The organism is Mesorhizobium sp. WSM4820, assembly GCF_055811075.1.
This window is the reverse complement of record NZ_JBVVQN010000027.1, coordinates 1-25301: the sequence shown is the minus strand read 5'-3', so window position 1 is coordinate 25301 and position 25301 is coordinate 1. Positions and strand designations below refer to the sequence as shown.

Sequence of the window (25301 nt, the reverse complement as noted above, 5' to 3'; positions counted from 1 at the left end):
GACTTGATCCTTGGCTGTCTCAGGCCGATCCACGGGATTGGTGCGCAGCGATTGCGCCGAGGAAGATCTCGCCGAATTCCCTGAGTTTTGCGGCACCTACGCCGTTGACTGCTGCGAAGGCGTCGAGGTCGCGCGGGCAGCGTTCGGCCATGTCGATCAGCGTGCGATCGGAGAAGATGACGAAGGCCGGCACCTGGCGCTCCCGGGCGAGACGCAGCCGAACCGCCTTGAGCGTGGCCAAAAGCGCGGTATCCAGGTCTTCAGTACCCGCGGTAGCATTCGGGGTGGGACGAGTCTTGTCTCGTGCCGCGCGGTTCCGCACCTCTACGCGATACCGGAACGGAACCTCGCCGCGGGCCAGCTCACGGCCCTTTTCGGCGATGGCAAGGCCGCCATGGCCGCCTGAGTCCAACGTCAGAAACCCTCCCGCGACGAGTTGGCGGATGAGCGACTGCCAGACATCCTTCTTGTGCGCCACACCGGTCCCGAAGCTGGCAAGCCTGTGGTGGTTCCTGGCCAGAACTTTCTCGGTTTCATGGCCGAGCAGAACATCGACGACATGGGCGGCGCCAAAACGCTCGCCGGTCTGCGCGATGGCCGCGAAGACGATCCGCGCCTCCGCCTCGCCATCCGCATGCGGCGTCTGGTCAAGGCAGTTGTCACAATTGCCGCAAGGCATTGCTGGTTCGCCGAAGTAGCCAAGCAGGATCTGGCGACGGCACTGGGCCGTTTCGCAATAGCCGATCAGCGTATCGAGCCGGCCATGCGCGCGCCTTTTATGTTCCGCCGGCGCGTCCTCGTCGTCGATGAAAAGCCGCCGCATGCGAATGTCGCCGAGACCGAAGAGCATATGTGCCTCGGCAGCCCGCCCGTCGCGGCCGGCGCGGCCGATTTCCTGATAATAGGCTTCGAGGCTGCCCGGCAGGTCGGTGTGGAAGACATAGGCGACGTCAGGCTTGTCGATCCCCATGCCGAAGGCGATGGTCGCCACCATCACCACGCCCGACAGGGTCATGAAAGCGTTTTGATTTGCTTCACGCGCGTCCTTGCTCATGCCGGCATGATAGGCCAGGGCGCGCACGCCGTTCTTCTCGAGGAACGCCGCCATCTCTTCCGTCTTCTTGCGCGACAGGCAATAGACAATCCCGCTGCGGCCGGCATGACGCTGTACGAAGCCCAGCAATTGGCGCTTGCTGTCGTGCTTGGCCTCGACGCCAAGCTTGATGTTCGGCCGGTCGAAGCCCAGCACCAGGGTTTCGACACGCCCGGCGAACAGCTGTCCGGCGATGTCGGTGCGCGTCGCCTCGTCCGCTGTCGCCGTCAGCGCAATGATCGGCACATCAGGGAAAATGTCGCGCAGCCGCGACAACTCTTCATATTCGCGCCGGAACGACGGCCCCCACTGGGAGATGCAATGCGCCTCGTCGACAGCGATCAGCCGGATGTCGAGCCTGGCCAGCGCCTCGAGCATCCGCGCGGTCATGAGCCGCTCGGGTGCAAGATAGAGCAGGCGCGTCTGGCCCGCCGCGACGCGGCGCCATGCGGCGACATTGGCATCGCGGTCGAGCGAGGAATTGATCGTATCGGCCGCCACGCCGGCAAGACGCAATGCGGCGACCTGGTCCTGCATCAGCGCCACCAGCGGCGAAACGACAATGGTGAGGCCGCCCAGGACCAGCGCCGGAACCTGGTAGCAGAGTGATTTGCCGGCGCCGGTCGGCATGACAGCCAGCACATGACGCCCGGCCAGCAGCGCCTCCGTCACGGCGTCCTGGCCGGGACGAAAATCGTCGAAGCCGAACACGTCCTTCAGGACGCGCCGCTTGGGATCCTCCGCCGGGACGCTCGCCGCCGCTGCCTGCATCAGGGAATTTCTATGATCGGCGCTGCCCGAAAAGGCATTGGGGGAACGGCCCGAGTCAGCGGCGACGTTACCTGCCAAAGCTCCCTGGCGAATCGTCGGGTGACCGCTTGGACAGCCGATTCGGACATTCGAACGCTCCTCAAGTCCTGTCTCCGTCGGCTCCGTCTGAAAAGTTATCCCCCTCATTGGCGGATATGCGAGCGTGATTCCAGCCTCTATTCACTTTGGCTGTGAATATCGCGCAACGGCTCGGGCCGATTAATCCTATCTTCACCATGATTCGGCAGGGTCAGGTCCTGCGGTGATGTTTTGAGTACCGCGGCGCCACAAGCGCCCAGGCAACACGCCCGCGTCTCTCCGGAGGCGCGGGCTTTTTGCTTCCGAGATCGGCTGCCGCTTCGTAGTGACCTGCGGGGTTCTCGTCAGACGAGGAAATCGGCGCGATGCGGGGTAAAGCTGTCGACGAGGCGGCCGGCCTCGAGCGCCTTGACGCCGTGGATCAGGTTGGAAGGGACGATGAAGCTGCTTCCCGTTTCCAGGATCTCGGTCGTGCCGTCGATGGTGACCTCGAAGCGGCCCTCGGCGACATAGCTCGCCTGGACATGCGGGTGCGAATGCAGCGCGCCGACACCGCCCTTGTCGAACCCAAACTCGACCATCATCAGTTCGTCCGTGTGCAGCAGAACGCGCCTGCGGTTACCATCCGCGGTCGGCGTCCACGCGCCCTCGCCGGCATGCGCAAAGATCTTCGTTCCGGTCATCGCCACATCCTCATCATGGGCATGCGCCTCATCGTGCCAGCCAGCCGCCGTCCACCGGCACAACCGCGCCATGCATGTAGTTTGACGCCGGCGCCAGCAGGAAGACGGCCGCGTCGCCGATGTCTTCCGGCCCGCCCCAGCGCCCGGCCGGAATGCGCGCCAGAATGGCCGTGCTGCGGTCCGGGTCGGCACGTAGCGCCTCGGTGTTGTTGGTTTCGATGTAGCCGGGCGCAATGCTGTTGACGTTGATGCCTTTCGACGCCCATTCGCAGGCGAGCAACCGGGTGATGCCGAGCACGCCATGTTTCGAGGCGGTGTAGGAGGCGACGCGGATGCCGCCCTGGAAGCTCAGCACCGAGGCGATGTTGACGATCTTGCCGCGCCGTTCGGGATCGGCAAGCACGCGCCGGGCGAAGCTCTGGCTGAGAAAAAACACCGTCTTCAGGTTGACGTCCATGACATCCTCCCAATCGGCTTGCCCCAGATCGACGGCGTCGGCGCGCCGGATGATCCCTGCATTGTTGACCAGTCCGTCGAGCGGCCCGGTTTCGTCCCAGACGCGATCGAGCATCGCCTGGGCGGCGGCGTGGTCGGCAAGATCGCAGCGCACCGCCTCGAAGCCGCCGCCCGCAGCAGCGATCTTTTCCGCGGTCTCATCCATTGCAGAGCGGCCGACGCCGACCACCGCACCACCGGCGCGCGCGATCGACAGGGCGATGCCTTGGCCAATGCCGGTGTTGGCGCCGGTGACGAGAATGCGCTTGCCGGCCAGGCTGAAAGCCGAGAGGTCGCTCATCGCAGCTCTTCCATCGTTACCGGGTCGACATCCGTATAGTCGACATTGTCGCCGGCCATCGCCCAGATGAAGGCGTAGTTGGAGGTGCCGGCGCCCGAATGGATCGACCAACCCGGCGACAGCACCGCTTCCTCGTTGCGCATGACGAGATGGCGCGTCTCGTCCGGCTCGCCCATGAAATGAAACACCCGCGCCGTCTCCGGCAGGTCGAAATAGAGATAGGCCTCCATGCGCCGGTCATGCACATGGCACGGCATGGTGTTCCAGACCGAACCTGGGGCGAGCTGGGTCATGCCGACGACGAGTTGGCAGGTTTTGACGCCCTCGGCATGGATGAACTGGAAGATCGAGCGCTCGTTGCAGGTCGCCTGACTGCCGAGATCGAGGCGCTTGGCATCGCCGATGCGGATCAGCTGGCTGCGATGGCTCTGATGCGCCGGCGCGCTGAGCAGATAGAACTTGGCCGGCTCGGCTGGATTGACTGAGGCGAATGACACCTCATTGGCGCCCATGCCGAGATACAGCATGTCGCGCGGCTGCAGCTCGTAGGACTGGCCGCCGGCTTTCACGATGCCGGCGCCGCCGATGTTGACGGCGATCATTTCGCGGCGATCGAGAAAGTTCTTTGTTCCGGTCGGCTTGATCGCCTGCAGCGGAAGCGGTGTCCCGGCAGGCATGGCGCCGCCAACGATCATGCGGTCGTAATGCGTATAGGTCAGGCCGATGCGGCCGGGCTGGAACAGGCCTTCGATCAGAAAATTGTGGCGGAGCTCGTCCGTCCCCATTGCCGCGGCGGTGACAGGGTCGATGGCGAAGCGCGAGGTGAAGTCGGTGTGGTTTTCAGTGTGATTCATTGCTGTCCCATTGGGCTGCCTCATTGGTCATTCGGTTGCCGCGGCCTTGACCGAATCGGCATAAAAAATCTGACGTGCATGCAGGCGCTCGCGATAGCGCTGCTGGCTGGCGCTGAGATGCGCGCGCATCGCTTCGCGCGCCAACTCGGCATCGCCTGATGTAATGGCGTTCAGGATCACCAGATGCTCGTCTTGCAGGCCGCGCTGATAGGCGTCGGATTGGGCGAGTTCTGTCGACCACGGCGATGTCACGTCGCAAGGAATGGCGCGCCGGCCGAGCACGTCGAGCATCTCGACATAGAACGGATTGTTGGTGGCGCTGGCGATCGCCCGGTGGAAGGCGAGGTCGGCCGGACCTGTCGGCTCGCTGTTCAACAGCAGCCGCTCGAACTCGAAGAACGCCTCCTGGATCGCCGCTTCCTGCGCGGCATTGCGACGGATAGCGGCCAGCCCGGCGGATTCGATCTCTATCGCCAGGCGCACCTCCAGCACGTTGAGCGCGATCGAATCCTTGCTGCGGATGTCCGCGGCCAGCGTGCCGAACATCGTCGAAATGTGCTCGGTGACGAAGACCCCGGCGCCTTGGCGCGGCTCGACCAGACCGTCGGCGGCAAGCTTGGCCAGCGCTTCGCGGATGACGGTGCGGCTGACCCCGAAGGTTTCGGTCAGCCGACCCTCGGTCGGCAGCTTTTGGCCTGGCTGGATCTCGCCCGCCTGCAACTGCTTGCGGATCGCCGCGACCACGGTCTCCGACAGCTTGGGCTTGCGTTCGACCTTCAGGTTGATTGCCATATCCGATGCCATTGCCAGCCCCTATTTGAAGACGCTCGGCAACCATAGCGAGATGGCCGGAATGTAAGTGACGAGCCCCAGCACCACGAGGCCGGCCCCATAGAACGGCCAGATCGAGCGCATCGCTTCCCAGACGGATATCTTGCCCACCGCGCACGCCACGAACTGCACTGCGCCGACCGGCGGGGTGTTCAGCCCGATGCCGAAGTTGAGGATCATGATGACGCCGAAATGCACCGGATCGACGCCGTAGGCCTGTGCCACGGGCAGGAAGATCGGCGTGCAGATGATAATCGTCGGTCCCATGTCCATGAAGGTGCCGAGGAACAGCATCAAGAGGTTGAGCAGGAGCAGCACGACCAGCGGATCTTCCGAGATCGCGTTCATCGAGGCTATCAGCGCTGCCGGCACTTTGAGGAAGGCCATCAACCACGAGAACGCCGCTGCCATGCCAATGATGAGCAGCACCATGGCCGTGGTGCGCACGGCGCCATGGGTGGCATGAACGAAACCTTCCCAGGTCATCTGCCGGTAGACCAGGACAGTCACGAGCAATGCATAGATGACGGCGATGCAGGAACTCTCTGTGGCCGTGAAAACGCCCGATCGCACGCCGCCGAAGATGATCGCGATCAGCAGCAGGCCAGGCACCGCGACGGCGAAGAGATGCGCGACGGCGGCGAAGCCCGGAAACGGCTCGGTCGGATAACCGCGTGAGCGCGCCACGAAATAGGCGGTGATCATCAGTGCCAGGGCCAACAGCAGGCCCGGGATGATGCCGGCGGTGAACAGGTCGGCGATGGAGATCTTTCCGCCTGCCGAGATCGAATAGATGATCATGTTGTGCGACGGCGGCAGCAGCAGCGCGATCAGCGCCGCCATCGACGTGACGTTGACGGCGTAATCCGCTCCATAGCCACGCGCCTTCATCTGCGGGATCATCAAGCCGCCGACCGCCGCTGCCTCCGCCACCGCGGAGCCCGAAATGCCGCCGAACAGTGTAGCGGTCGCGATGTTGACCTGCCCGAGGCCGCCGCGCATGTGGCCGACGAGCGAGCCGGCGAAGGCAACGATCTTGCTGGCGATGCCGCCGCGCACCATCAGGTCGCCGGCGTAGATGAAAAACGGAATGGCCAGCAGCGAAAAGACGCTCATGCCGGAATTCAGGCGCTGGAACACGATGAGCGGCGGCAGGCCGATATAGAGGACGGTGGCAAAGCTTGCGACGCCGAGGCAGAAAGCGATCGGCGTGCCGATGAGCATCAGGACGGTGAAGACGCCAAAGAGTATCCAGAGTTCCATGGCGTCAGACCTTCACGTTGGCTGTGTCGAGTTCGGCTGCGACTTCCGCCGGCGGCAGCTCATCGAGCGCATCGTCGATCGGCGCACCGGAGAGGCGAAGCACGATGCGCTCCAGCGTGAACAGCACGATGAGCGCGCCTCCCGCGACAAGCGGGACGTAGTCCCAGCCCCCCGATATGCCGAGCGACGGCAAGGTGGCGCCCCAGGTCAGCGCGACCAGCTGGCTGCCATACCAGATCATGCCGATGCCGAAGGCGAGCGCGACGAGATCCGAGATCATCCTCAGCCAACGCTTTCCGCCTTTCGGCAGCACGTAGAGCAGGACGTCGAAGCCGAGGTGATAGTTCTCGCGCACCCCGACGGCAGCGCCGAGGAAAATGAACCAGCTCATCAGCATCACCGAGCCCTGCTCGGTCCAGCTCGGCGAGCGGTTCAGAACATAGCGGCCGAACACCTGCCAGGCGACGAAGGCGGTCATCAGCACCAGCCCGATGCCGGCGATCCACAGCGCCGCCGTGCTGACGCGGGACATCACGCGCGCGATGCCGGACAGGGACGGTCTCTGTTCTGAGCTGGAGGTCACTGGTTCTCTCCGCAAGAGGGTGGCGGCGCGTAATGCCCGCGCCGCCGCTTGATCACTGAACGGCCCTAATGGCTTCGACCATCGCCTTCAGCTTGTCGTCCTTGACGTGCTTTTCGTAGACCGGTCCCATCGCGTCGATGAAGGGCTGCTTGTCCGGCGTCGTGATCTGCGAACCGGCCGCCTCGACCTTGGCACGCGATTCCTTGACCTTGGCGGCCCACAGCTCACGCTGCTTGGCGACGCTTTCCTTGGCGGCCGCTTTGAAGATCGCCTGGTCTTCCGGCGTCAGCTTGTCCCAGCTCGACTTTGCCATGACAAAGGCTTCCGGCACCATCGTGTGCTCGTCGAGCGAATAGTGCTTGGCGACTTCCGCATGCTTGGCGGTGTCGTAGCTCGGAAAATTGTTCTCCGCGCCGTCGATGACCCCGGTTTCGATCGCCGAATACACCTCGCCATACGGCATCGGCGTCGCGTTGGCGCCGAGTGCGGCCACCATGTCGACGAAGATGTCGGACTGGATGACGCGGAATTTCAAGCCGGCCATATCGGCTACAGTGTTGATCGGCTTCTTCGAATTGTAGAAGGAGCGCGCGCCGCCGTCATAAAAGGCGAGCAGCACCAGCCCGACCTGTTCGAACGCCGCCGCGATCTGGTCGCCGACCGGTCCGTCCATGACCTTGTGCATATGGTCTTCCGAGCGGAAGATGTAGGGCAGCGAGGGAACGGTGGTTTCGGGGATGAGTCCGTTGAACGGCGCCATCGAGACGCGGTTGAGGTCGATCACGCCCGAGCGCACCTGCTCGATCGTGTCCTTTTCCTCGCCGAGCTGCGCGGAATGATAGACATCGACCGAATAGCGGCCGGCCGTGCGCTCCTTCACCAGCTCGCCAAAATATTTGACAGCCTCGACCGTCGGATAGCCGTCCGGGTGCGTGTCGGACGAGCGCAGGACCGTCTGGGCGCTTGCCGTTCCGGCCATCAGTGCGGCGGCCAGTAGCGTAGCTCCCGCCAGTCTAGAAAAATGCAGCATTGGTTCCTCCCGTTTGAACGATGGCGGCAAGCGCCGTTAGAGCCGGTACGCCTTTTTTGCGAGCGTATAGGCAAGTTCCTGCGCCAGCTCGTGCGCCTCGTCCTCGCGGAGCCGGTGCTCGGCGACGAGACGCGCAAGAAAGGCGCAATCGACCCGACGCGCCACATCATGGCGGGCCGGGATGGATGGAAAGGCGCGGGTGTCGTCGTTGAAGCCGACGGTGTTGTAGAAGCCGGCAGTCTCGGTGGTCATCTCGCGGAACCGGCGCATGCCCTCAGGGCTGTCGTGGAACCACCAGGCCGGCCCGAGCTTCAGCGCAGGATAGACGCCAGCGAGTGGCGCCAGTTCGCGCGCATAGCTGGTCTCGTCGAGCGTGAAGAGGATGATTGCAAGGTCGCGCTCCAGGCCGACGCAGTCGAGCAGCGGCTTCAGCGCCGTCACATAGTCGGTTCTGGTCGGGATATCGAAACCCTTGTCCCTGCCGAACTTGTGGAAGACGGCAGGCGAATGATTGCGCCAGGAGCCGGGATGGATCTGCAGGACCAGCCCGTCGTCGCGGCTCATCTTGGCCATCTCGGTCAGCATCTGGGCGCGAAACAGTTTTCGCTCACGCTCGTCGTCCGAGCCCCGGCGGATGCGGTTGAACAGTTCATGCGCGGCAGCATCCGACAGATTGGCGGTCTCCGCCGTCGGATGGCCGTGATCCGACGCGGTCGCGCCAAAACTTTTGAAGAAGGCTCTTCTCTGGCGATGCGCATCGAGATAGCCGGCCCAGCTGCCGGTATCGCAGCCGGTGATGTCGCCGAGTCGATCGAGATTGGCAGAAAAGCCTTCGAAATCGGGATCGACGACGGCGTCCGGCCGGTAGGCGGTGACGACGCGGCCCTCCCAGCCGCTGTCGCGGATCATCTGGTGCCATCTGAGATCGTCGAGCGCGCCTTCGGTCGTCGCGATGACCTCGATGTTGAAGCGCTCGAACAGGGCTCGCGGGCGAAAATTCTCCCACTGCAGCAAGGACGAGATCGTGTCGTAATGGCCGTCGGCGGTTGCGGCCGTCAGCGGCTCTTCGATGCCGAACAGATGGGCAAGCACATGGTCGAACCACAGCCGCGTCGGCGTGCCGCGGAACAGATGATAGTGCTCGGCGAAGCGCCGCCAGATCGTTCTGCCGTCAGTCTCCACCGGTGAGCCGTCGAGCGTTGGCACGCCGAGATCCTCGAGCCGGACGCCCTGGCTGAACAGCATCCGGAAGATGTAATGGTCCGGCACAACAAGCAATTGCGCCGGATCGGAAAACGCCTCGTTGAGCGCATACCAGCGTGGATCGGTGTGACCGTGCGGGCTGACGATCGGCAGATCCTTGACAGCGGCGTAAAGGTCGCGGGCGAGCGACAGCGGACGCGCCTCCGAGGGAAACAGCAAATCCGGATCGGTCAATACGGCCACGTCGTTCCTCCCAACCCGGCCATCGGTAGGATCGGAAAGAAATAATGTCAACATACAAAAAATAGATTGTTGTATGATGACTTTAACGCAACGTCAGCCCATTGTGCGGGAACGAAACGGATGTTACGCCGCATGCCTGCCACGCCCGGCACGAGCTCGATCAGACCCATCGCACGATGACAGACAGACGCCTTTCCAACAGCACGCGGCAGGCATTGCCGGCCTCGGTCGCGGTCCCCGGATACGACCGCGACCGTGCCGTACCCGGCATCGTCCATCTCGGCGTCGGCGCATTCCATCGCGCCCATCAGGCAGCCTATGTCGACGACTGCCTGGCGGCGGGAGAGATGGATTGGGGCATTGTCGGCGTTTCGCTGCGCAGCGCCGACACACGCGACGCGCTGGCGCCGCAGGACGGGCTCTACACGCTGGCGGTCAGGAGCAGCGACAGCGAAAGCCTGCGCGTCGTCGGCTCGATCCTGTCGATGCTGGTGGCCCCGGAAGATCCCGGCGCGGTGCTGGCCGCGCTGACCGATCCGCGCACCGCCATCGTCACGCTGACGATCACCGAAAAAGCCTATCTCAGGGCGGCAGGTGGCGGACTGGACACAGCCCAAGCCGACATCGTCCACGATTTGGCCAACCCGCAAATGCCGCGAACGGCGCATGGTTTTCTGGCCGAATCGCTTGCGCGCCGCCGCGCCGCCGGTATCCAGCCATTCACAGTGCTGTGCTGCGACAATCTCCCGGCCAACGGCGCCACGCTGCGCCGGCTGCTGGTCGAATTCGCCGCTTTGCGCGGTACCGATCTCGCCCGCCACATCGCCGATGAGGTGGCGTTTCCGTCGAGCATGGTGGATCGCATCGTGCCGGCGACCACCGATGCCGACCGGGCACGGATATCAGGCCAGCTCGACGTCGATGACGCCTGGCCTGTCATGACCGAGCCGTTCTGCCAATGGGTGGTCGAAGACGATTTCCCGGCGGGCAGGCCGGCCTGGGAAAGGTTCGGGGTCACCATGGTCGGTGACGTCGGGCCGTTCGAGGACATGAAGCTGCGCCTGCTCAACGGCTCGCATTCGGCGATCGCCTATCTTGGCCTGCTCAGCGGCTTTGAGACGGTCGACCGCGCCTTCGCCGATCCGGCGATCCAGCAATTTGTCGACGGATTGTGGGCCGAGGCGATCACGACACTGCCGAAGGACGCCGGGCTCGACACGACCGACTACACGGCCCAGCTTGCCAAGCGCTATTCGAGCACCGCGCTCGCCCATCGGACGGCGCAGATCGCCAATGATGGCAGCCAGAAACTGCCCCAGCGCATCATTGCCTCGGCAATGGAACGGATGAGTGACGGTGCCCCGCCCGCCTATCTGATGCTGGTGGTCGCCGCCTGGATCGCGGCTTGCGAGGCGCGCGGCAAAGCCTTGCCGGAAAACCACTTCACCGACCCGCTCGACCTGGCTTTGGCCGCACTCGACACTCGGCATCTGTCGGCTGGCGAAGCGGTGGTGGCGGTGTTCGACCTGGCCGGCTTCGCCAAGGGCGGTGCCGAGCGCCTGACGCTGATCGACCTCGCGGCCGCCCATCTCGAACGCCTGCGCCAGGGCGGCGTGGCTGCTGCTTTCACAGCGCTGGGGATAGTCAGTAAAAAGCCATGAGGCCGGCCTGCAACGCGCCATGCGCGCGGTAGATCGCGAACGGGCTGGGCAACGCACTTCCCTTCTCCCCTTGTGGGAGAAGGTGGCCGCGCGAAGCGCGGTCGGATGAGGGGTGTTCCCGAGAACGCCGACGCCTCATTTCTTCCAATACCCCTCAACCGTCTTGGCGCTGCGCGCCAATCCACCTTCTCCCACAAGGGGAGAAGGGAAGTGGCGCCCGGCCGAGGATTCGTGGCCTCTATGCCGACAAAATCGCGCCTTCGAGTGTGGTGAGCTGGCTAAGGAACTGCTCGGCCTTGCTGCGCGTCTCGTCGTCCTTGGCGTCGGCGACGTCTTCCCTGGCTTCCTGGATACGGCGGGCGAGGTCGGCGCGGTCGATGTCGCCGACGGCTACAGCCGATTCGGCCAGCAGCGTGCAGCCGGCCGGAACAATGTCGGCAAAGCCGCCGAACACGACGTAGCGCTCTGCCTTGCCTTCCGCGGTCTTTACCGTGACGACGCCGGGCTTGATCGTGGTCATGACCGGCGCGTGATGGGCCATGACGGTCATTTCACCTTCGGCGCCCGGAATGACGACGGATTCGACCTGCTCGGAAACCAGCAGCCGCTCCGGCGAGACCAGTTCGAATTTGAAAGCTTCAGGCATGATCAACTCAGCGAATGGTGAATGGTGAATGGTGAACGATCCGAAGACCTTCACTCAGCCCCGATTTCCTGTCCGCTGCTCCCCATTCACAATTCACAATTCACTGTTGACCATTCACCAATCACGCCGCTTCGGCCGCCAGGCGCTGTGCCTTCTCGACCGCTTCTTCGATGCCGCCGACCATGTAGAAGGCGGCTTCCGGCAGGTGGTCGTAGTCGCCGTTGCAGAGGCCCTTGAAGCCCTTGATGGTGTCGGCGAGATCGACCAGCTTGCCCGGCGCGCCGGTGAACACTTCGGCGACGAAGAAGGGCTGCGACAGGAAGCGCTCGATCTTGCGGGCGCGGGCCACCGTCTGCTTGTCCTCTTCCGACAACTCGTCCATGCCCAGGATGGCGATGATGTCCTGCAGCGACTTGTAGCGCTGCAGGATCGACTGCACCTGGCGGGCGACCTGGTAGTGCTCTTCGCCGACGACCATCGGGTCGAGCATGCGCGAGGTCGAATCGAGCGGATCGACGGCCGGATAGATGCCCTTTTCCGAGATCGCGCGGTTGAGCACGGTCGTCGCGTCGAGGTGGGCGAACGAGGTCGCGGGCGCCGGATCGGTCAGATCGTCGGCCGGCACGTAGATCGCCTGCACCGAGGTGATCGAGCCCTTGGTCGTCGTCGTGATGCGCTCCTGCAGCGCGCCCATGTCGGTGGCCAGCGTCGGCTGATAGCCCACGGCCGAAGGAATTCGGCCGAGCAGCGCCGACACTTCGGAGCCAGCCTGCGTAAAGCGGAAGATGTTGTCGACGAAGAACAGCACGTCCTGGCCCTGGTCGCGGAAATATTCGGCAACTGTCAGCCCGGTTAGGCCGACGCGGGCTCGCGCGCCCGGCGGCTCGTTCATCTGGCCATAGACGAGCGCCGCCTTGGATCCTTCGCCGCCGCCCTTCTTGTTGACGCCGGACTCGATGAACTCATGATAGAGATCGTTGCCTTCGCGGGTGCGCTCACCGACGCCGGCGAACACCGAGAAGCCGCCATGCGCCTTGGCGACGTTGTTGATCAATTCCTGGATCAGCACCGTCTTGCCGACGCCGGCGCCGCCGAACAGGCCGATCTTGCCGCCGCGGGCATAGGGTGCCAGCAGGTCGAGAACCTTGATGCCGGTGACCAGGATTTGTGCTTCCGTCGACTGCTCGACATAGGTCGGCGCCGGCTGGTGGATGGAGCGCATCTCGATGCCGTCGACCGGGCCCGCCTCGTCGACCGGCTCGCCGATGACGTTGATGATGCGGCCGAGCATGCCCGGACCGACCGGCACGGTGATCGGCGCGCCGGTGTCATAGACGTCCTGGCCGCGAACCAGACCTTCGGTCGAGTCCATGGCGATGCAGCGCACCGTGTTCTCGCCGAGATGCTGAGCCACCTCGAGCACGAGACGATTGCCGACATTGGACGTTTCCAGGGCGTTCAGGATCGCCGGCAGATGTTCGCCGAACTGAACGTCGACAACAGCGCCGATGACCTGGCGAACCTTGCCAGCCAAGCCGGTCTTGTTGATGGCAACGGTCGGCGCCTTCGCCGCGGCAGCCTTGGCGGGCGCTGCCGCCTTCTTGGCCGGAGCCGTCTTCGCTGCCGCCGCCGGAGCCTTTGCCGGTGCTGCCGCCGTCGCGGCGGTCTTCGGGGCCGCCTTCTGGGGGGTCGCTGCTTTCGCCATCGTCTTTACCCTTTTCGTCTCTTTGTTTCTCACGCGATCCGCCTGAAGGTCGCTGACCTTCATGGGAGCGCGCCTAGAGCGCCTCGGCGCCCGAAATGATTTCGATCAATTCCTTGGTGATCTGCGCCTGCCGCTGGCGGTTGTAGGTGATCGACAATTTGTTGATCATATCGCCTGCGTTGCGCGTCGCATTGTCCATGGCGCTCATCTTGGCGCCCATCTCGCCGGCGGCGTTTTCGAGCAGAGCGCGAAAAACCTGTACGGAAATGTTGCGCGGAATGAGGTCGGAGAGGATTTCGCCCGGCTCCGGCTCGTATTCATAGACGGCACTGCCGCCGTCCGTCGCTTCGGCGGGAGCGGTAGGCACGCCTGCCGGGATGATCTGCTGGGTTGTCGGGATCTGGCTGATCACCGATTTGAACTGCGAATAAAACAGCGTGCAGATGTCGAAGCCGCCCTCGTTGAAGAGCTGGATGACCTTCTTGGCAATGCCATCGGCATTGACGAAGCCCAGCGTCTTCACCTCGCGCAAGTCGACGCGCTCGAGGATCAGCGCCGCATAGTCGCGACGCAGGATGTCGAACCCCTTCTTGCCGACGCAGATGATCTTGACCTGTTTCCCGTCGGCCAAAAGCTTGCGGATGTGGTCGCGGGCAAGGCGTGCGATCTGCGAATTGAAGCCGCCGCACAGACCACGCTCGGCGGTGCAGACGACGAGCAGATGCACGTCGTCCTTGCCGGTGCCGGTCATCAGCGCCGGGGCCTCGCCGCCGCCGCCGATCGCCTGGGTGATGTTGGCCAGCACCGCACCCATGCGCTCTGAATAGGGGCGCGCTGCTTCCGCCGCCTCCTGTGCGCGGCGCAGCTTCGCCGCGGCGACCATCTGCATCGCCTTGGTGATCTTCTGCGTCGCCTTGACCGAGGCGATACGGTTACGAAGGTCTTTTAGTGAAGGCATGCTTCAAACCTGATCTCGTCCGTCCGGCCGTCGTTCAAGCAAAGGTCTTGGCGAAGGTGTCGATCTCCGCCTTCAGCTTGGCGCGCAGATCGTCCGACAGCGCCTTCTCCTTGCGGATGCCGTCGAGCACCTCCTTGCCGGCCGAGCGCATGTGGCTGAGCAAGCCATGCTCGAATTTGCTGACCTGGTCGATCGCCAACTTGTCGAGATAGCCGTTGACGCCGGCGAAGATCACCGCGACCTGTTCTTCGACCCTGAGCGGCGAGAATTGCGGCTGCTTCAGGAGTTCGGTCAGGCGTGCACCGCGGTTCAGCAGGCGCTGCGTCGCGGCGTCGAGGTCGGAGCCGAACTGGGCGAAGGCCGCCATTTCGCGGTACTGCGCGAGTTCGCCCTTGATCGAGCCGGCGACCTGCTTCATCGCCTTGATCTGCGCCGAGGAGCCGACGCGCGACACCGACAGGCCGACATTGACCGCCGGGCGGACGCCCTGGAAGAACAGATTGGTTTCCAGGAAGATCTGGCCGTCGGTGATCGAGATGACGTTGGTCGGGATATAGGCCGACACGTCGTTGGCCTGGGTCTCGATGATCGGCAGAGCCGTCAGCGAACCGCCGCCATTGTCGTCATTGAGCTTGGCGGCACGCTCCAGAAGGCGCGAATGCAGGTAGAAGACGTCGCCCGGATAGGCTTCGCGGCCAGGCGGGCGGCGCAGCAGCAGCGACATCTGGCGATAGGCGACGGCCTGCTTGGACAGATCGTCGTAACTGATCAGCGCGTGCATGCCGTTGTCGCGGAAATATTCGCCCATCGTGCAGGCGGTGAACGGCGCCAGGAACTGCATCGGCGCCGGATCGGAAGCGGTGGCGGCGATGATGATCGAATAATCGAGCGCGCCGCGCTCTTCGAGAACTTTCACGAACTGCGCAACGGTCGAGCGCTTCTGGCCGACGGCGACGTAGACGCAGTAGAGCTTTTCCTTCTCCGGGCCGTGCTCGTGCACCGATTTCTGGTTGAGCATCGTGTCGAGGATGATCGCGGTCTTGCCGGTCTGGCGATCGCCGATGACCAGCTCGCGCTGGCCGCGCCCGACCGGGATCAGCGCATCGATGGCCTTGAGGCCGGTCGACATCGGCTCGTTCACCGATTTGCGCGGAATGATGCCGGGCGCCTTGACGTCGACGCGCTTGCGCTCGGTCGCCTGGATCGGGCCCTTGCCGTCGATCGGGTTGCCGAGCGCATCGACGACGCGGCCGAGCAGGCCCATGCCGACCGGCGTATCGACGATGGCGCCGGTGCGCTTGACGATATCGCCTTCCTTGATGTCGCGGTCGGCGCCGAAGATGACGACGCCGACATTGTCGGCTTCGAGATTGAGCGCCATGCCGCGGATGCCGCCGGGGAATTCGACCATCTCGCCGGCCTGGACATTGTCGAGGCCATAGACGCGGGCGATGCCGTCACCGACGGACAGAACCTGGCCGACTTCGGAGACCTCGGCCTCCTTGCCGAAATTCTTGATCTGGTCTTTCAGAATTGCGGAAATTTCCGCGGCGCGGATGTCCATCAGCCGACCTCTTTCAGTGCAAGCTTGAGCGAATTGAGTTTGGTTTTGAGCGACGTATCGATCTGGCGCGAGCCTATCTTGACCACCAGCCCGCCGAGCAGCGACGGATCGACGGTCACGGTGATCGCGACATCCTTGCCGGCAACGCTTTTCAGCGCCGCCTTCAGCTCGGTTTGCTGGGCGTCGGTCAGCGCATGCGCCGAGGTCACTTCAGCGGCGGTCTCGCCACGATGCTCGGCGGCGATCTGGCGGAATGCCTTGATCATGCCGGGGATGGCGAACAGACGGCGGTTCTGGGCGACGACGCGCAGGAAATTGCCGGTAAGGCCGGTGATCCCCGCCTTGTCGGCGATCGCCGCAATGGCCTTGGCCTGGTCCTCGCTGGAGAACACCGGACTATTGATCAGGCGGGTCAGATCAGCACTGCCTTCGAGCATCGCCGCGAAACTGTTGAGGTCGGCCTCGACCTGGCCGACCGAATTCGCCTGGAGCGCGAGCTCGAACAGCGAACCCGCATAGCGCTCTGCGACACCTGAGATTGGCGATGACGATTGGGCCACGGACCGTCTTTTCTCTTGTCTGACAGGCCGCAGATTATTGGCGCGAGCGAAAACTCTGGCTAAATCTTTGACCTTACTGCATTTTTCCAAGCACGAAGACGCGGCTTCCGCTATCCCCGGCCGAAAGTCGATTGCCGTCTAGCACAGGCATTTTAAGACCGCAATGCGTCGCCCCGCATGGTTTTCAGGCACTATTGTCGCATCCGGCGGCGCGGTTCGACCGCCGGTCCCGAATTAGCCTTTGATTCAAGGCACAAAGCCGAAGGCGAAGGCAAGCGGCAGCGCCGCCAGCACCAGTTCCAGCACGATGGAAACCCAATTGAAGGGCGTGTTGGCGCCATCTGACATCATCGACAGCAGGCGGCCGAAGGCGGTGAACAGCCAGGAAAAGCCAAGCGCCATGTAGAGCAGCGGTTGCGCAAGCAGAATGCAGCACAGGCCGACGCCGAGATAGAAGCCCGACATCCTGCCGCGCCCTTCGGCGATCGCCGCCGCCTTTTCGGGCTTGACCTGCAGTCTGAGTATCCGGAAAGCCAGTGCCGGCGCCAGGAACAACATCAGCCCGAACAGCAAGGTCACGACGGCGCTCGACCACGCCAGCCACTCGCCCTGGCTCATCGGCCACGGAAACGCAAATTCCATACTGTCCCCTCGCAAATGGCTGTTTCGAAATTTCGGGCATTCTAGCGAAGCAAGAGCCATGCGCCAGATGCGCGTCACGAATTACGGGCGCGCATCAGTCCAACGCGAACACGACCGCCGCCTCGGTATGGATGCGCGTCGTACCAAGAGCTTCATGACGGGCTGTTCCTCCTTTATGGAACGCTATGCATTATGACCACATGAGACCACACAGGGAGTGAGGCGCTCGAGGTGTGGTGCTGGAATATATTGCAAGACCCGCCTGCGGCTGACTAGGCTAACTCCAAACGCCTCACAAAAAGCTCTGCGGGTCGATGTCGACCTGCACGCGCACCGAGCCCCGCAGCTTCGGTCCCTCGGCCAGCATGGCGCGAATGAACCCCTGAATGTCGGCGCGCCGTTCGCCCTGGATCAGCAGGCGAAAGCGATGGCGGCCGCCGATCAGCGACAGCGGCGCCTCGGCCGGGCCGAGCACGAACAGGTCGGCGGCCTGAGGTGCGGCGCGCCGCAAACCCCGCGCATGGCCCTCCGCTTCCGCCCGCGTCGCAGCACTGACGATGACGCCGGCGAGCCGGCCGAAAGGCGGCAGCACCGCCCGCTCGCGCTCGGCGATCTCGCGCTCGTAAAAAGCCTCGGCGTCGCCGGAGACGATCGCCCGCATGACCGGGTAGTCGGGCTGGAAGGTCTGCAGCAGGCCAAGACTCTTCTTGCCGGTGCGGCCGGCGCGGCCGGTCACCTGGCTGAGCAGCTGGAAGGTGCGCTCGGCGGCGCGCGGATCGCCATTGGCCAGGCCGAGGTCGGCGTCGACCACGCCAACCAGTGTCATGTTGGGGAAATTGTGGCCCTTGGCGACGAGCTGCGTGCCGATGACGATGTCGGCCTCGCCATTTGCGATGGCTTCAAGCTCCAGCCTCAGCCGCCGCACGCCGCCCATCAGGTCGGACGACAGGACGATGGTGCGGGCGTCGGGGAAATGCGCGACGACCTCTTCGGCGATGCGCTCGACGCCCGGCCCGCAGGCGACCAGATGGTCGAGCGTGCCGCATTCCGGGCAGGCCTCGGGCCGCCGCTCATTGTGCCCGCAATGGTGGCAGACGAGCTGGCCGCGAAAGCGGTGCTCGACCAGCCAGGCCGAGCAGACCGGGCAACCGAAGCGATGGCCGCAGACCCGGCACAGCGTCAGCGGCGCATAGCCGCGCCGGTTGAGGAACAGCAGCGACTGTTCCTTCTTCTCCAGTGTCTGGCGCATATGGCCAAGCAGCACCGGCGACAGGAAGCCGCCGCGTGCCGGCGGGGCGCGGCGCATGTCGATCGTCTTCAGGTCGGGAAGCGCCGCTTCGGCAAAGCGCGCCGATAGCACCGCCCTGCTATAGCGGCCTTGGCTCGCATTGACCCGGCTTTCGACCGACGGTGTCGCCGAGGCGAGCACGACCGGAAAGCCGCCGATGTGGCCGCGCACCACCGCCATGTCGCGGGCATTGTAGAAGACGCGGTCTTCCTGCTTGTAGGCGGGGTCGTGCTCCTCGTCGACGACGATCAGCCCAAGCTCCCTGAACGGCAAAAACAGCGCCGAACGCGCGCCGGCAACGACGCGCACGCCACCTTCCGCCACCTGCCGCCAGACACGCTCGCGCATTCTTGGCGGCAGGTCCGAATGCCATTCGGCCGGCTTGGCGCCGAACCGTTCCTGGAAGCGCTCGAGGAAAGCGTGGGTCAGCGCGATCTCCGGCAGCAGGATCAGCACCTGCTTGCCGCGGTCGAGCGCCGCCGACACCGCCTCGAAATAGACCTCGGTCTTGCCCGATCCGGTCACCCCGTCGAGCAGCGTGACGCCGAATGCGCCGGCCGCGACATTGCTGCGCAGCATCTCGGCTGCATCGCGCTGGTCCGGCATCAGCGATGGTTGGGCGTAGCCTGGGTCGGGTGCTGCGACCACCGGTCGCGGCGGGATCATGACGGTCTCGAACACGCCTTGCGCCTTCAGCCCGTCGATGACCGTCGACGACACGCCGGCCGCATGCGCCAGCCCGGACCGCGTCCAGGCGAGCCCGCCTTCGGCTGTCTCCAGCACGCGCATCCTCGCATCCGTCACACGGTCGGGTCTGGCCAAGGTGCGTTGCAGGCCTTCGATCCACGGTTCCGGGTCGAAGGCCTCCGGCGCCCGCAGCAGCATGCGCGCCACCATGCCGGGCGGCGACAGCGTGTATTGCGCAATCCAGTCGACGAAGCGGCGCATGGCGCGGCCGATCGGCGGGCAGTCGAAGACCTGCTCGATCGAGCGCAGTTTTTTGGCATCGACCTTTTCGACGGCGCCGTCCCAGACGATGCCGGCGACCTGGCGCGGACCGAGCGGCACGCGCACGATCGAGCCCGGCACCACGCGCATGCCGGCGGGCACGGCATAGGTGTAGGGCCGCTCGGCGGGCATCGGCACCAGCACCGGTGCGGCCGCGACAAAGGGCGAATCTTCGATCATGAGGCGTGACCTTGCCCCGACTTTCGTCTAGATCAAAGTCCGACCCTCAGAGGTGCATGACATGCACTAGAGCGACGTGCGTCCATCCGGACGCACAAAGTACGCTCTAGAACTTTAAACCTCGCATCGTGCTTCCGAAAATCGATTCGATTTTCGGGCCGATGCGATAAAAATCTTCAGGAGACCGTCATGAAATTTTTTGTCGACACCGCCGATGTCAAGGAAATCCGTGAACTGAACGATTTGGGGCTGCTCGACGGCGTCACCACCAATCCTTCGCTGATCCTCAAATCCGGCGGCAAGATCGCCGAAGTCACCAGAGAGATCTGCGAGATCGTCAAGGGCCCGGTCTCGGCCGAAGTCGTCGCCACCGAATACAAGGACATGATGGCGGAGGCCAAGATCCTGGCCAGGATCGCCGACAACGTCTGCATCAAGGTGCCGCTGACGCTCGACGGCCTGAGGGCCTGCAAGGACATCCGCTCGGACGGCCGCATGGTCAATGTCACGCTGTGCTTCTCGGCTACCCAGGCGCTGCTCGCCGCCAAGGCCGGCGCCTCCTTCATCTCGCCCTTCGTCGGCCGCATCGACGACAGCGGCTGGGACGGCATGGAACTGATCGCCGATATCCGCACCATCTACGACAATTATGATTTCCAGACCGAGATCCTGACCGCCTCGGTGCGCACGGTGAACCACGTCAAGCAGGCCGCACTGATCGGCGCCGACGTCATCACCGCGCCGCCGGCGACGCTGAAGGCGCTGGTCAAGCACCCGCTGACCGACAAGGGCCTGGAGCAGTTCCTCGCCGACTGGGCCAAGACCGGCCAGACAATCGGCTGAAATCAAGAAGATCGGCTGAAATCAAACGCCGTGTTCCCGTAGAAAAGGCCGAGCAATCGGCCTTTTTTTGTGCCAGCAATCAGGCCTCGGCGGTAGCCGGAACGTCTCGATCCAGGCCGAACGGCGCTAACCCGCCACCGTCTTGCCGTGCTTGACCAGAGCCTGGGCGATCGACAGGCGCAGCAGGTCCGCCAGTTCGCGCGCCGCGCGGTTCTCGGCGTCGATTTGCGCCCGGTAGGAGGCGAACTCCTGACGGGGCCGGTCGAAGGACGACGCTATCGAGCGCTTGCCGGTCGCGATCGTCGTGCCGGTCCTGGCGTCGGTCAGCACATAATTCGCGGTCAGTGTCACCGTGCCCGCGGTTGGTTCGTCGTCATCGGTCGTGACCTGCACCTTTGCAGCGGATTCAATAAGTTCGGTAACGCCGAGATCGAGCGAATAGGCGGGCGACGCCGGCTCGCCCGCACCCTGACCGAGCGCGAAAATCAGATTGTTGCGGACCTGCTGGGCGTAGCGCGTGTTGACCGGCTTGACCGAGATGGACCCGAGTTCGGCGGCAGCGCCAACTTGCGAACCGGCCGACAGCGGCGCGCTCGAATAGAGCGGGCGCACCGTGCAGGCCGAAACCAGCGCAACCGAAGCGACCAGCCCATACAGCGCGGCACGGCGCAGCAAATGCGTCACTTCTGTCTTCCTCGGATCAGGCAACGACATTGACGATCCTCTGCGGGACGATGATCACCTTGCGCGGTGCCTTACCTTCGAGCGCTTTCTGCACGAAGTCGAGAGCCAGAACCGCTTTTTCGACGGCACCTTGGTCCGCGTCGCGGGCAATTGTCAAATCGCCGCGCTTCTTGCCGTTGACCTGGACAGGCAGCACGATCTCGCTGTCGGCGACAAGCGACGGATCAAAGACAGGCCAGGGCCGTTCGGCGACCAGATCGGTGCCGCCGAGCGCCTGCCAGCATTCCTCGGCCAGATGCGGCATGACCGGCGCAATCAAATGCACGAGGATGTCGACGGCTTGCCGGCAAGAAGCCTTGAGCGCCGGATCGGCCTTGCCTTCGGCCGCCTCGTTGAGCGGCGTGTTGAGCGCATTGGCGAGTTCGTAGATGCGGGCGATGGCGCGGTTGAAGGCGAGCTTTTCAATGTCCTCACCCACCGATTTCAGGATCTTGTGCGTGGCCTTGGAAACAGTCCCTGCCTCGCCCTGCTTCGCCGCTGCCGGCTGGATTCCGGCGAGCGATTCGGCGGCTGTCGACACCAGGCGCCAGATGCGCTGGATGAAGCGGTGCGCGCCGGCGGCGCCCTCGTCGGTCCATTCGACGTCACGTTCGGGCGGCGAGTCCGACAGCATGAACCAGCGCGCGGTGTCGGCGCCGTAGCCGTCGGTGATCTCTTCGGGGCTCACCGTGTTCTTCTTCGACTTCGACATTTTTTCGAGCGGGCCGATCACCGCCTCTTCGCCGGTCGCGATTTCTATGGCGCGGCGCTTGCCATCGACGTCCTCCAGCCGCACCTCGCTGGGCGCAAGCCAGCGGCTGTTCGCGCCACTGCCGACCCGATAGGTCTCGTGCACCACCATGCCTTGCGTGAACAGGCCCCTGAACGGCTCGGCGAGGTCGACATGGCCGGTCTCACGCATGGCGCGGGTGAAGAAGCGCGAATAGAGCAGGTGTAAAATGGCGTGCTCGATGCCGCCAATATACTGGTCGACCGGCAGCCATTCGGTAGCTGCCTTGGGATCGGTTGGGTCGTTCGCCCGGGGCGCGGTGAAGCGCGCGAAATACCACGACGAATCGACGAACGTGTCCATCGTGTCGGTTTCGCGGCGTGCATCCTTGCCGCATTGCGGGCATTTGACATGCCGCCATGTCGGATGGCGATCGAGCGGATTGCCCGGCCGGTCGAACTCGATGTCGTCGGGAAGCTTGACCGGCAGGTCCGCCTTCGGCACCGGCACCACGCCGCAATCCTCGCAATGGATCATCGGGATCGGGCAGCCCCAGTAGCGCTGGCGCGAAATGCCCCAGTCGCGCAGGCGGAAGTTGACCTTGCGCTCGGCCATCGGCCGGTTGCCGATGGTCTTTTGTTCCAGCAGCTTGGCCACTTCGTCGAACGCCTGATCAGGCTTCATGCCGTCGAGGAAGCGCGAATTGATCATCACGCCGTCGCCGACATAGGCCTCGTCGATGATCTGGAAGTTTCCCTGGATCTCGCCTTCCGGCATCACCACCGGAATGACCGGCAGGCCATATCGGTTAGCGAAGTCGAGGTCGCGCTGGTCACCGGACGGGCAACCGAATATGGCGCCGGTGCCGTACTCCATCAGCACGAAATTGGCGACGTAGACAGGCAGAGTCCAGTTCGCATCGAACGGATGGACGACTCGTATACCGGTATCCATGCCCTTTTTCTCGGCTGTCTCCAGTGCTGCCACCGAAGTGCCCATGTGATGGACTTCATCGATGAACTTGGCCAGCGCCGGATTGTTTTCGGCCGCCTTCTTGGCCAGCGGATGGTCAACTGCGACCGCCATGAAGGAGGCGCCGAAGATGGTGTCGGGCCGCGTCGTGTAGACCTCCAGCTCATCTTCGCCGTCAACTGGAGTGGCCAGCGGCCAGCGGATCAGCAGGCCTTCCGAACGGCCGATCCAGTTCGCCTGCATCAGCTTCACTTTTTCCGGCCATTCGTCGAGGCCTTCCAGCGAGTCCAGCAGGTCCTGCGCATAGTCGGTGATCTTGAAGAACCACTGCGTCAGCTCGCGCTGCTCGACCAGCGCACCGGAGCGCCAGCCGCGTCCGTCGATGACCTGCTCGTTGGCAAGCACCGTCATGTCCTCCGGATCCCAGTTGACCTTGGAGGATTTGCGCGTCACCAGCCCCTTCTCGACGAAATCGAGGAACAGCATCTGCTGGCGGTGGTAGTAGTCGACATCGCAGGTGGCGAATTCGCGCGCCCAGTCGAGCGACAGGCCCATGACCTTGAGCTGCTCGCGCATGGCGGCGATGTTCTGATAGGTCCAGTCCTTGGGATGGACCTTGTTCTGCATCGCCGCGTTCTCGGCCGGCATGCCGAAGGCGTCCCAGCCCATCGGGTGCAGCACGTTGAAACCCTTGGCCCGCTTGTAGCGCGCCACCACGTCGCCCATCGTGTAGTTGCGGGTATGGCCGATATGGATGCGCCCCGACGGATACGGAAACATCTCGAGCACGTAGTATTTCGGACGCGGGTCGTCGTTGTCAGCCTCGAACAGCTTCTTGGCGTCCCAGGCCTTCTGCCATTTGGGCTCTGATGCGCGCGGATTGTATCGTTCGGTTGCCATTGGGTGTTTTTCACTTAAAAAGCATGCGCGAACAGCCGGACATGCCCGGCGGCTCAGGAAATGTCGTCGCGGTGTTCACCATGGATTGCCGGACCCGTCAACTGCGACGCCCCGGCCAGGACAAAAACCAGAGTCAGGATATAGGCATGGCGAGCGCCGTCGAACAGTTTTTCACGGTCAAGGCGAGGATCGCCGCCGCCGAGCGCGAGGCAGGACGGCAAGCCGGCGCGGCGACGCTGGTCGCGGTCTCGAAGACCTTCAGCGCCGACGATATCCGCCCGGTCATCGACGCCGGGCAGCGCGTCTTCGGCGAGAACCGCGTCCAGGAAGCACAAGCCAAATGGCCAGCGCTGAAGCAAGGCTTCCCCGACATCGAACTGCACCTGATCGGTCCGCTGCAATCGAACAAGGCGAAGGAAGCAGTCGCCCTGTTCGACGTCATCGAGACGGTCGATCGCGAGAAGATCGCCGCCGAACTCGCCAAGGAAATCGCCAGGCAAGGCCGGTCACCAAAACTCTACGTTCAGGTCAACACCGGCTCGGAACCGCAAAAGACAGGGATCGAACCGCGCGAAGCCGTACCCTTCGTTACGCGCTGCCGCGAGGTCCATGGCCTCGCCATCGAAGGCCTGATGTGCATTCCGCCGGCCGATGAGAACCCCGGCCCGCATTTCGCGCTGCTGGAAAAGCTCGGCACGGAGGCAGGGGTGGAGACGCTTTCGATGGGCATGTCCGGCGACTACGAAACCGCGATCGCCTTCGGCGCGACCAGCATCAGGGTCGGCTCGGCGATCTTCGGCAGCCGCTAGCGGGCATTTTAGCGGCAGTTTAGCGATCAGCCTTGATAGTCGGGCCCGGTGACGGTCCTCGACCCTTGGACAATCTGACCTGTTTCCCGTTGCACCGGATCGTCGGTCGCGGAGCTTGGTCCAGAACCACCAGGCCGTTACGCCAACAAGTAGAAACGAAACGTATCGTTCCTATATCGGCCGGGTCATTCCAAAACTTTCCGGAGCCGCACCATGCGCTACAGTCAACTTGGAAACACGGGGATGTTTGTCTCCGAACTTTGTCTCGGCACCATGACCTTCGGCGCCGCCGACCAAAACAACCAATGGGGCCTGATCGCCAGCCTCGACCAGGATGGCGTCGACAGGATCGTCCAGCGCTCGCTCGCCGCCGGCATTAATTTCTTCGACACGGCCGATGTCTATTCCTTCGGCGCATCAGAACGGTTTCTCGGCCAGTCGCTGCGCAATCTCGGCATCGAGCGGCAGGACGTGATCATCGCCACCAAAGTCCATGGCGCCATGGGCGACGGCCCCAACCAGCGCGGCTCCTCGCGCGGCCACATCATGGATTCGGTCGACGGCAGTCTCGAACGGCTGCAGCTGGACCATATCGATCTCTATCAGTTGCACGGCACCGACGCGGTAACGCCGATCGACGAGACGCTCAGGGCGCTCGACGATCTGGTTGCCAGCGGTAAGGTC

Annotated in this window: 22 protein-coding genes; 4 read left to right on the top strand and 18 right to left on the bottom strand. The window is 63.9% G+C overall.

Translation table 11 applies throughout. From position 1 onward, the window contains the following. Nucleotides 1-19 precede the first annotated feature (19 nt). From recQ to uxaC, 9 genes are all read right to left on the bottom strand, one after another. Nucleotides 20-1864 (bottom strand): DNA helicase RecQ, encoded by a 1845-nt coding sequence (gene recQ / locus AC0L2R_RS30370; RefSeq protein WP_473513257.1) that lies wholly within the window; start codon nt 1862-1864, stop codon nt 20-22. Between the two features lie 422 nt (nt 1865-2286). Beyond that, nucleotides 2287-2625 (bottom strand): cupin domain-containing protein, encoded by a 339-nt coding sequence (locus tag AC0L2R_RS30365; RefSeq protein ID WP_473513255.1) that lies wholly within the window; start codon nt 2623-2625, stop codon nt 2287-2289. 28 nt (nt 2626-2653) lie between these two features. After that, nucleotides 2654-3421 carry a 2-dehydro-3-deoxy-D-gluconate 5-dehydrogenase KduD gene (kduD, locus tag AC0L2R_RS30360; RefSeq protein ID WP_287072167.1) on the bottom strand — a complete coding sequence of 256 codons (768 nt, stop codon included), beginning with the start codon at nt 3419-3421 and terminating at the stop codon, nt 2654-2656. After that, nucleotides 3418-4275, bottom strand: a complete 858-nt coding sequence (kduI, locus tag AC0L2R_RS30355) for a 5-dehydro-4-deoxy-D-glucuronate isomerase (protein ID WP_473513252.1) — start codon at nt 4273-4275, stop codon at nt 3418-3420. The genes kduD and kduI overlap by 4 nt, the downstream gene beginning before the upstream one ends. 27 nt (nt 4276-4302) lie before the next feature. Beyond that, complete coding sequence (locus tag AC0L2R_RS30350; protein ID WP_473513250.1) at nt 4303-5079, bottom strand: FadR/GntR family transcriptional regulator; 777 nt, start codon at nt 5077-5079, stop codon at nt 4303-4305. Nucleotides 5080-5088: 9 nt separating this feature from the next. Then, nucleotides 5089-6369 carry a TRAP transporter large permease gene (locus tag AC0L2R_RS30345; RefSeq protein ID WP_292597357.1) on the bottom strand — a complete coding sequence of 427 codons (1281 nt, stop codon included), beginning with the start codon at nt 6367-6369 and terminating at the stop codon, nt 5089-5091. 4 nt (nt 6370-6373) lie between these two features. Then, nucleotides 6374-6901: a TRAP transporter small permease gene (locus AC0L2R_RS30340; protein WP_091600171.1), complete on the bottom strand. Its 528-nt coding sequence runs from the start codon at nt 6899-6901 to the stop codon at nt 6374-6376. A gap of 103 nt (nt 6902-7004) precedes the next feature. Further along, nucleotides 7005-7982, bottom strand: coding sequence for a TRAP transporter substrate-binding protein (locus tag AC0L2R_RS30335; protein ID WP_287050659.1), 978 nt, complete (start codon nt 7980-7982; stop codon nt 7005-7007). Nucleotides 7983-8018: 36 nt separating this feature from the next. After that, entirely contained in the window at nt 8019-9428 is a 1410-nt protein-coding gene (gene uxaC / locus AC0L2R_RS30330) for a glucuronate isomerase (RefSeq protein ID WP_473513249.1), read from the bottom strand. Between the two features lie 176 nt (nt 9429-9604). Between uxaC and AC0L2R_RS30325 the strand changes: the two genes are divergently transcribed. Next, nucleotides 9605-11089: a mannitol dehydrogenase family protein gene (locus AC0L2R_RS30325; RefSeq protein ID WP_473513247.1), complete on the top strand. Its 1485-nt coding sequence runs from the start codon at nt 9605-9607 to the stop codon at nt 11087-11089. A 238-nt stretch (nt 11090-11327) separates the two neighbouring features. Here the strand turns inward: AC0L2R_RS30325 and AC0L2R_RS30320 are convergent, their stop codons facing one another. From AC0L2R_RS30320 to AC0L2R_RS30290, 7 genes are all read right to left on the bottom strand, one after another. Beyond that, nucleotides 11328-11735, bottom strand: coding sequence for a F0F1 ATP synthase subunit epsilon (locus AC0L2R_RS30320; RefSeq protein WP_473513245.1), 408 nt, complete (start codon nt 11733-11735; stop codon nt 11328-11330). Between the two features lie 121 nt (nt 11736-11856). Next, nucleotides 11857-13440: a F0F1 ATP synthase subunit beta gene (gene atpD / locus AC0L2R_RS30315; protein WP_473513243.1), complete on the bottom strand. Its 1584-nt coding sequence runs from the start codon at nt 13438-13440 to the stop codon at nt 11857-11859. A gap of 73 nt (nt 13441-13513) precedes the next feature. Beyond that, nucleotides 13514-14398, bottom strand: coding sequence for a F0F1 ATP synthase subunit gamma (locus AC0L2R_RS30310; protein WP_287247004.1), 885 nt, complete (start codon nt 14396-14398; stop codon nt 13514-13516). A 34-nt stretch (nt 14399-14432) separates the two neighbouring features. Continuing rightward, nucleotides 14433-15962, bottom strand: a complete 1530-nt coding sequence (gene atpA / locus AC0L2R_RS30305) for a F0F1 ATP synthase subunit alpha (RefSeq protein ID WP_023800086.1) — start codon at nt 15960-15962, stop codon at nt 14433-14435. Further along, the gene (locus AC0L2R_RS30300) at nt 15962-16522 is read right to left on the bottom strand and encodes a F0F1 ATP synthase subunit delta (protein ID WP_023800087.1); all 561 of its coding nucleotides are present in this window, start codon (nt 16520-16522) and stop codon (nt 15962-15964) included. Before AC0L2R_RS30300 ends, atpA begins: the two co-directional genes overlap by 1 nt. A 246-nt stretch (nt 16523-16768) precedes the next feature. Then, complete coding sequence (locus tag AC0L2R_RS30295) at nt 16769-17164, bottom strand: AGROH133_08824 family phage infection protein (protein WP_473513242.1); 396 nt, start codon at nt 17162-17164, stop codon at nt 16769-16771. 292 nt (nt 17165-17456) lie between these two features. Next, nucleotides 17457-19640 (bottom strand): primosomal protein N', encoded by a 2184-nt coding sequence (locus tag AC0L2R_RS30290; RefSeq protein ID WP_473513240.1) that lies wholly within the window; start codon nt 19638-19640, stop codon nt 17457-17459. Nucleotides 19641-19829: 189 nt separating this feature from the next. On the opposite strand from AC0L2R_RS30290, the gene fsa reads away from it, so the two are divergent. Further along, nucleotides 19830-20483 (top strand): fructose-6-phosphate aldolase, encoded by a 654-nt coding sequence (gene fsa, locus AC0L2R_RS30285; protein WP_236384724.1) that lies wholly within the window; start codon nt 19830-19832, stop codon nt 20481-20483. A gap of 126 nt (nt 20484-20609) precedes the next feature. On the opposite strand, the gene AC0L2R_RS30280 is transcribed toward fsa, so the two are convergent. Continuing rightward, entirely contained in the window at nt 20610-21197 is a 588-nt protein-coding gene (locus tag AC0L2R_RS30280; RefSeq protein WP_091600163.1) for an LPS assembly lipoprotein LptE, read from the bottom strand. Continuing rightward, the gene (gene leuS, locus AC0L2R_RS30275) at nt 21184-23808 is read right to left on the bottom strand and encodes a leucine--tRNA ligase (protein WP_473513237.1); all 2625 of its coding nucleotides are present in this window, start codon (nt 23806-23808) and stop codon (nt 21184-21186) included. The genes AC0L2R_RS30280 and leuS overlap by 14 nt, the downstream gene beginning before the upstream one ends. Before the next feature lie 146 nt (nt 23809-23954). On the opposite strand from leuS, the gene AC0L2R_RS30270 reads away from it, so the two are divergent. Next, nucleotides 23955-24617: a YggS family pyridoxal phosphate-dependent enzyme gene (locus tag AC0L2R_RS30270; protein WP_473513236.1), complete on the top strand. Its 663-nt coding sequence runs from the start codon at nt 23955-23957 to the stop codon at nt 24615-24617. Between the two features lie 213 nt (nt 24618-24830). Continuing rightward, a partial coding sequence (locus AC0L2R_RS30265) for an aldo/keto reductase (RefSeq protein ID WP_473513235.1) occupies nt 24831-25301 on the top strand: 471 nt, incomplete at its 3' end.

Excerpts from the sequence above, each read along its gene's own strand:
- atpD (WP_473513243.1), bottom strand. The coding sequence starts at position 13,440 with ATGGCGAAAGCAGCGACCCCCCAGAAGGCGGCCCCGAAGACCGCCGCG.
- AC0L2R_RS30340 (WP_091600171.1), bottom strand. The coding sequence starts at position 6,901 with ATGTCCCGCGTCAGCACGGCGGCGCTGTGGATCGCCGGCATCGGGCTG.
- AC0L2R_RS30295 (WP_473513242.1), bottom strand. The coding sequence starts at position 17,164 with ATGGAATTTGCGTTTCCGTGGCCGATGAGCCAGGGCGAGTGGCTGGCG.
- kduI (WP_473513252.1), bottom strand. The coding sequence starts at position 4,275 with ATGAATCACACTGAAAACCACACCGACTTCACCTCGCGCTTCGCCATC.
- kduD (WP_287072167.1), bottom strand. The coding sequence starts at position 3,421 with ATGAGCGACCTCTCGGCTTTCAGCCTGGCCGGCAAGCGCATTCTCGTC.
- AC0L2R_RS30270 (WP_473513236.1), top strand. The coding sequence starts at position 23,955 with ATGGCGAGCGCCGTCGAACAGTTTTTCACGGTCAAGGCGAGGATCGCC.
- AC0L2R_RS30325 (WP_473513247.1), top strand. The coding sequence starts at position 9,605 with ATGACAGACAGACGCCTTTCCAACAGCACGCGGCAGGCATTGCCGGCC.
- fsa (WP_236384724.1), top strand. The coding sequence starts at position 19,830 with ATGAAATTTTTTGTCGACACCGCCGATGTCAAGGAAATCCGTGAACTG.
- AC0L2R_RS30310 (WP_287247004.1), bottom strand. The coding sequence starts at position 14,398 with ATGCCTTCACTAAAAGACCTTCGTAACCGTATCGCCTCGGTCAAGGCG.
- AC0L2R_RS30345 (WP_292597357.1), bottom strand. The coding sequence starts at position 6,369 with ATGGAACTCTGGATACTCTTTGGCGTCTTCACCGTCCTGATGCTCATC.
- AC0L2R_RS30335 (WP_287050659.1), bottom strand. The coding sequence starts at position 7,982 with ATGCTGCATTTTTCTAGACTGGCGGGAGCTACGCTACTGGCCGCCGCA.
- AC0L2R_RS30365 (WP_473513255.1), bottom strand. The coding sequence starts at position 2,625 with ATGACCGGAACGAAGATCTTTGCGCATGCCGGCGAGGGCGCGTGGACG.
- AC0L2R_RS30280 (WP_091600163.1), bottom strand. The coding sequence starts at position 21,197 with ATGTCGTTGCCTGATCCGAGGAAGACAGAAGTGACGCATTTGCTGCGC.
- leuS (WP_473513237.1), bottom strand. The coding sequence starts at position 23,808 with ATGGCAACCGAACGATACAATCCGCGCGCATCAGAGCCCAAATGGCAG.
- recQ (WP_473513257.1), bottom strand. The coding sequence starts at position 1,864 with ATGCAGGCAGCGGCGGCGAGCGTCCCGGCGGAGGATCCCAAGCGGCGC.
- AC0L2R_RS30320 (WP_473513245.1), bottom strand. The coding sequence starts at position 11,735 with ATGCCTGAAGCTTTCAAATTCGAACTGGTCTCGCCGGAGCGGCTGCTG.
- AC0L2R_RS30350 (WP_473513250.1), bottom strand. The coding sequence starts at position 5,079 with ATGGCATCGGATATGGCAATCAACCTGAAGGTCGAACGCAAGCCCAAG.
- AC0L2R_RS30290 (WP_473513240.1), bottom strand. The coding sequence starts at position 19,640 with ATGATCGAAGATTCGCCCTTTGTCGCGGCCGCACCGGTGCTGGTGCCG.
- atpA (WP_023800086.1), bottom strand. The coding sequence starts at position 15,962 with ATGGACATCCGCGCCGCGGAAATTTCCGCAATTCTGAAAGACCAGATC.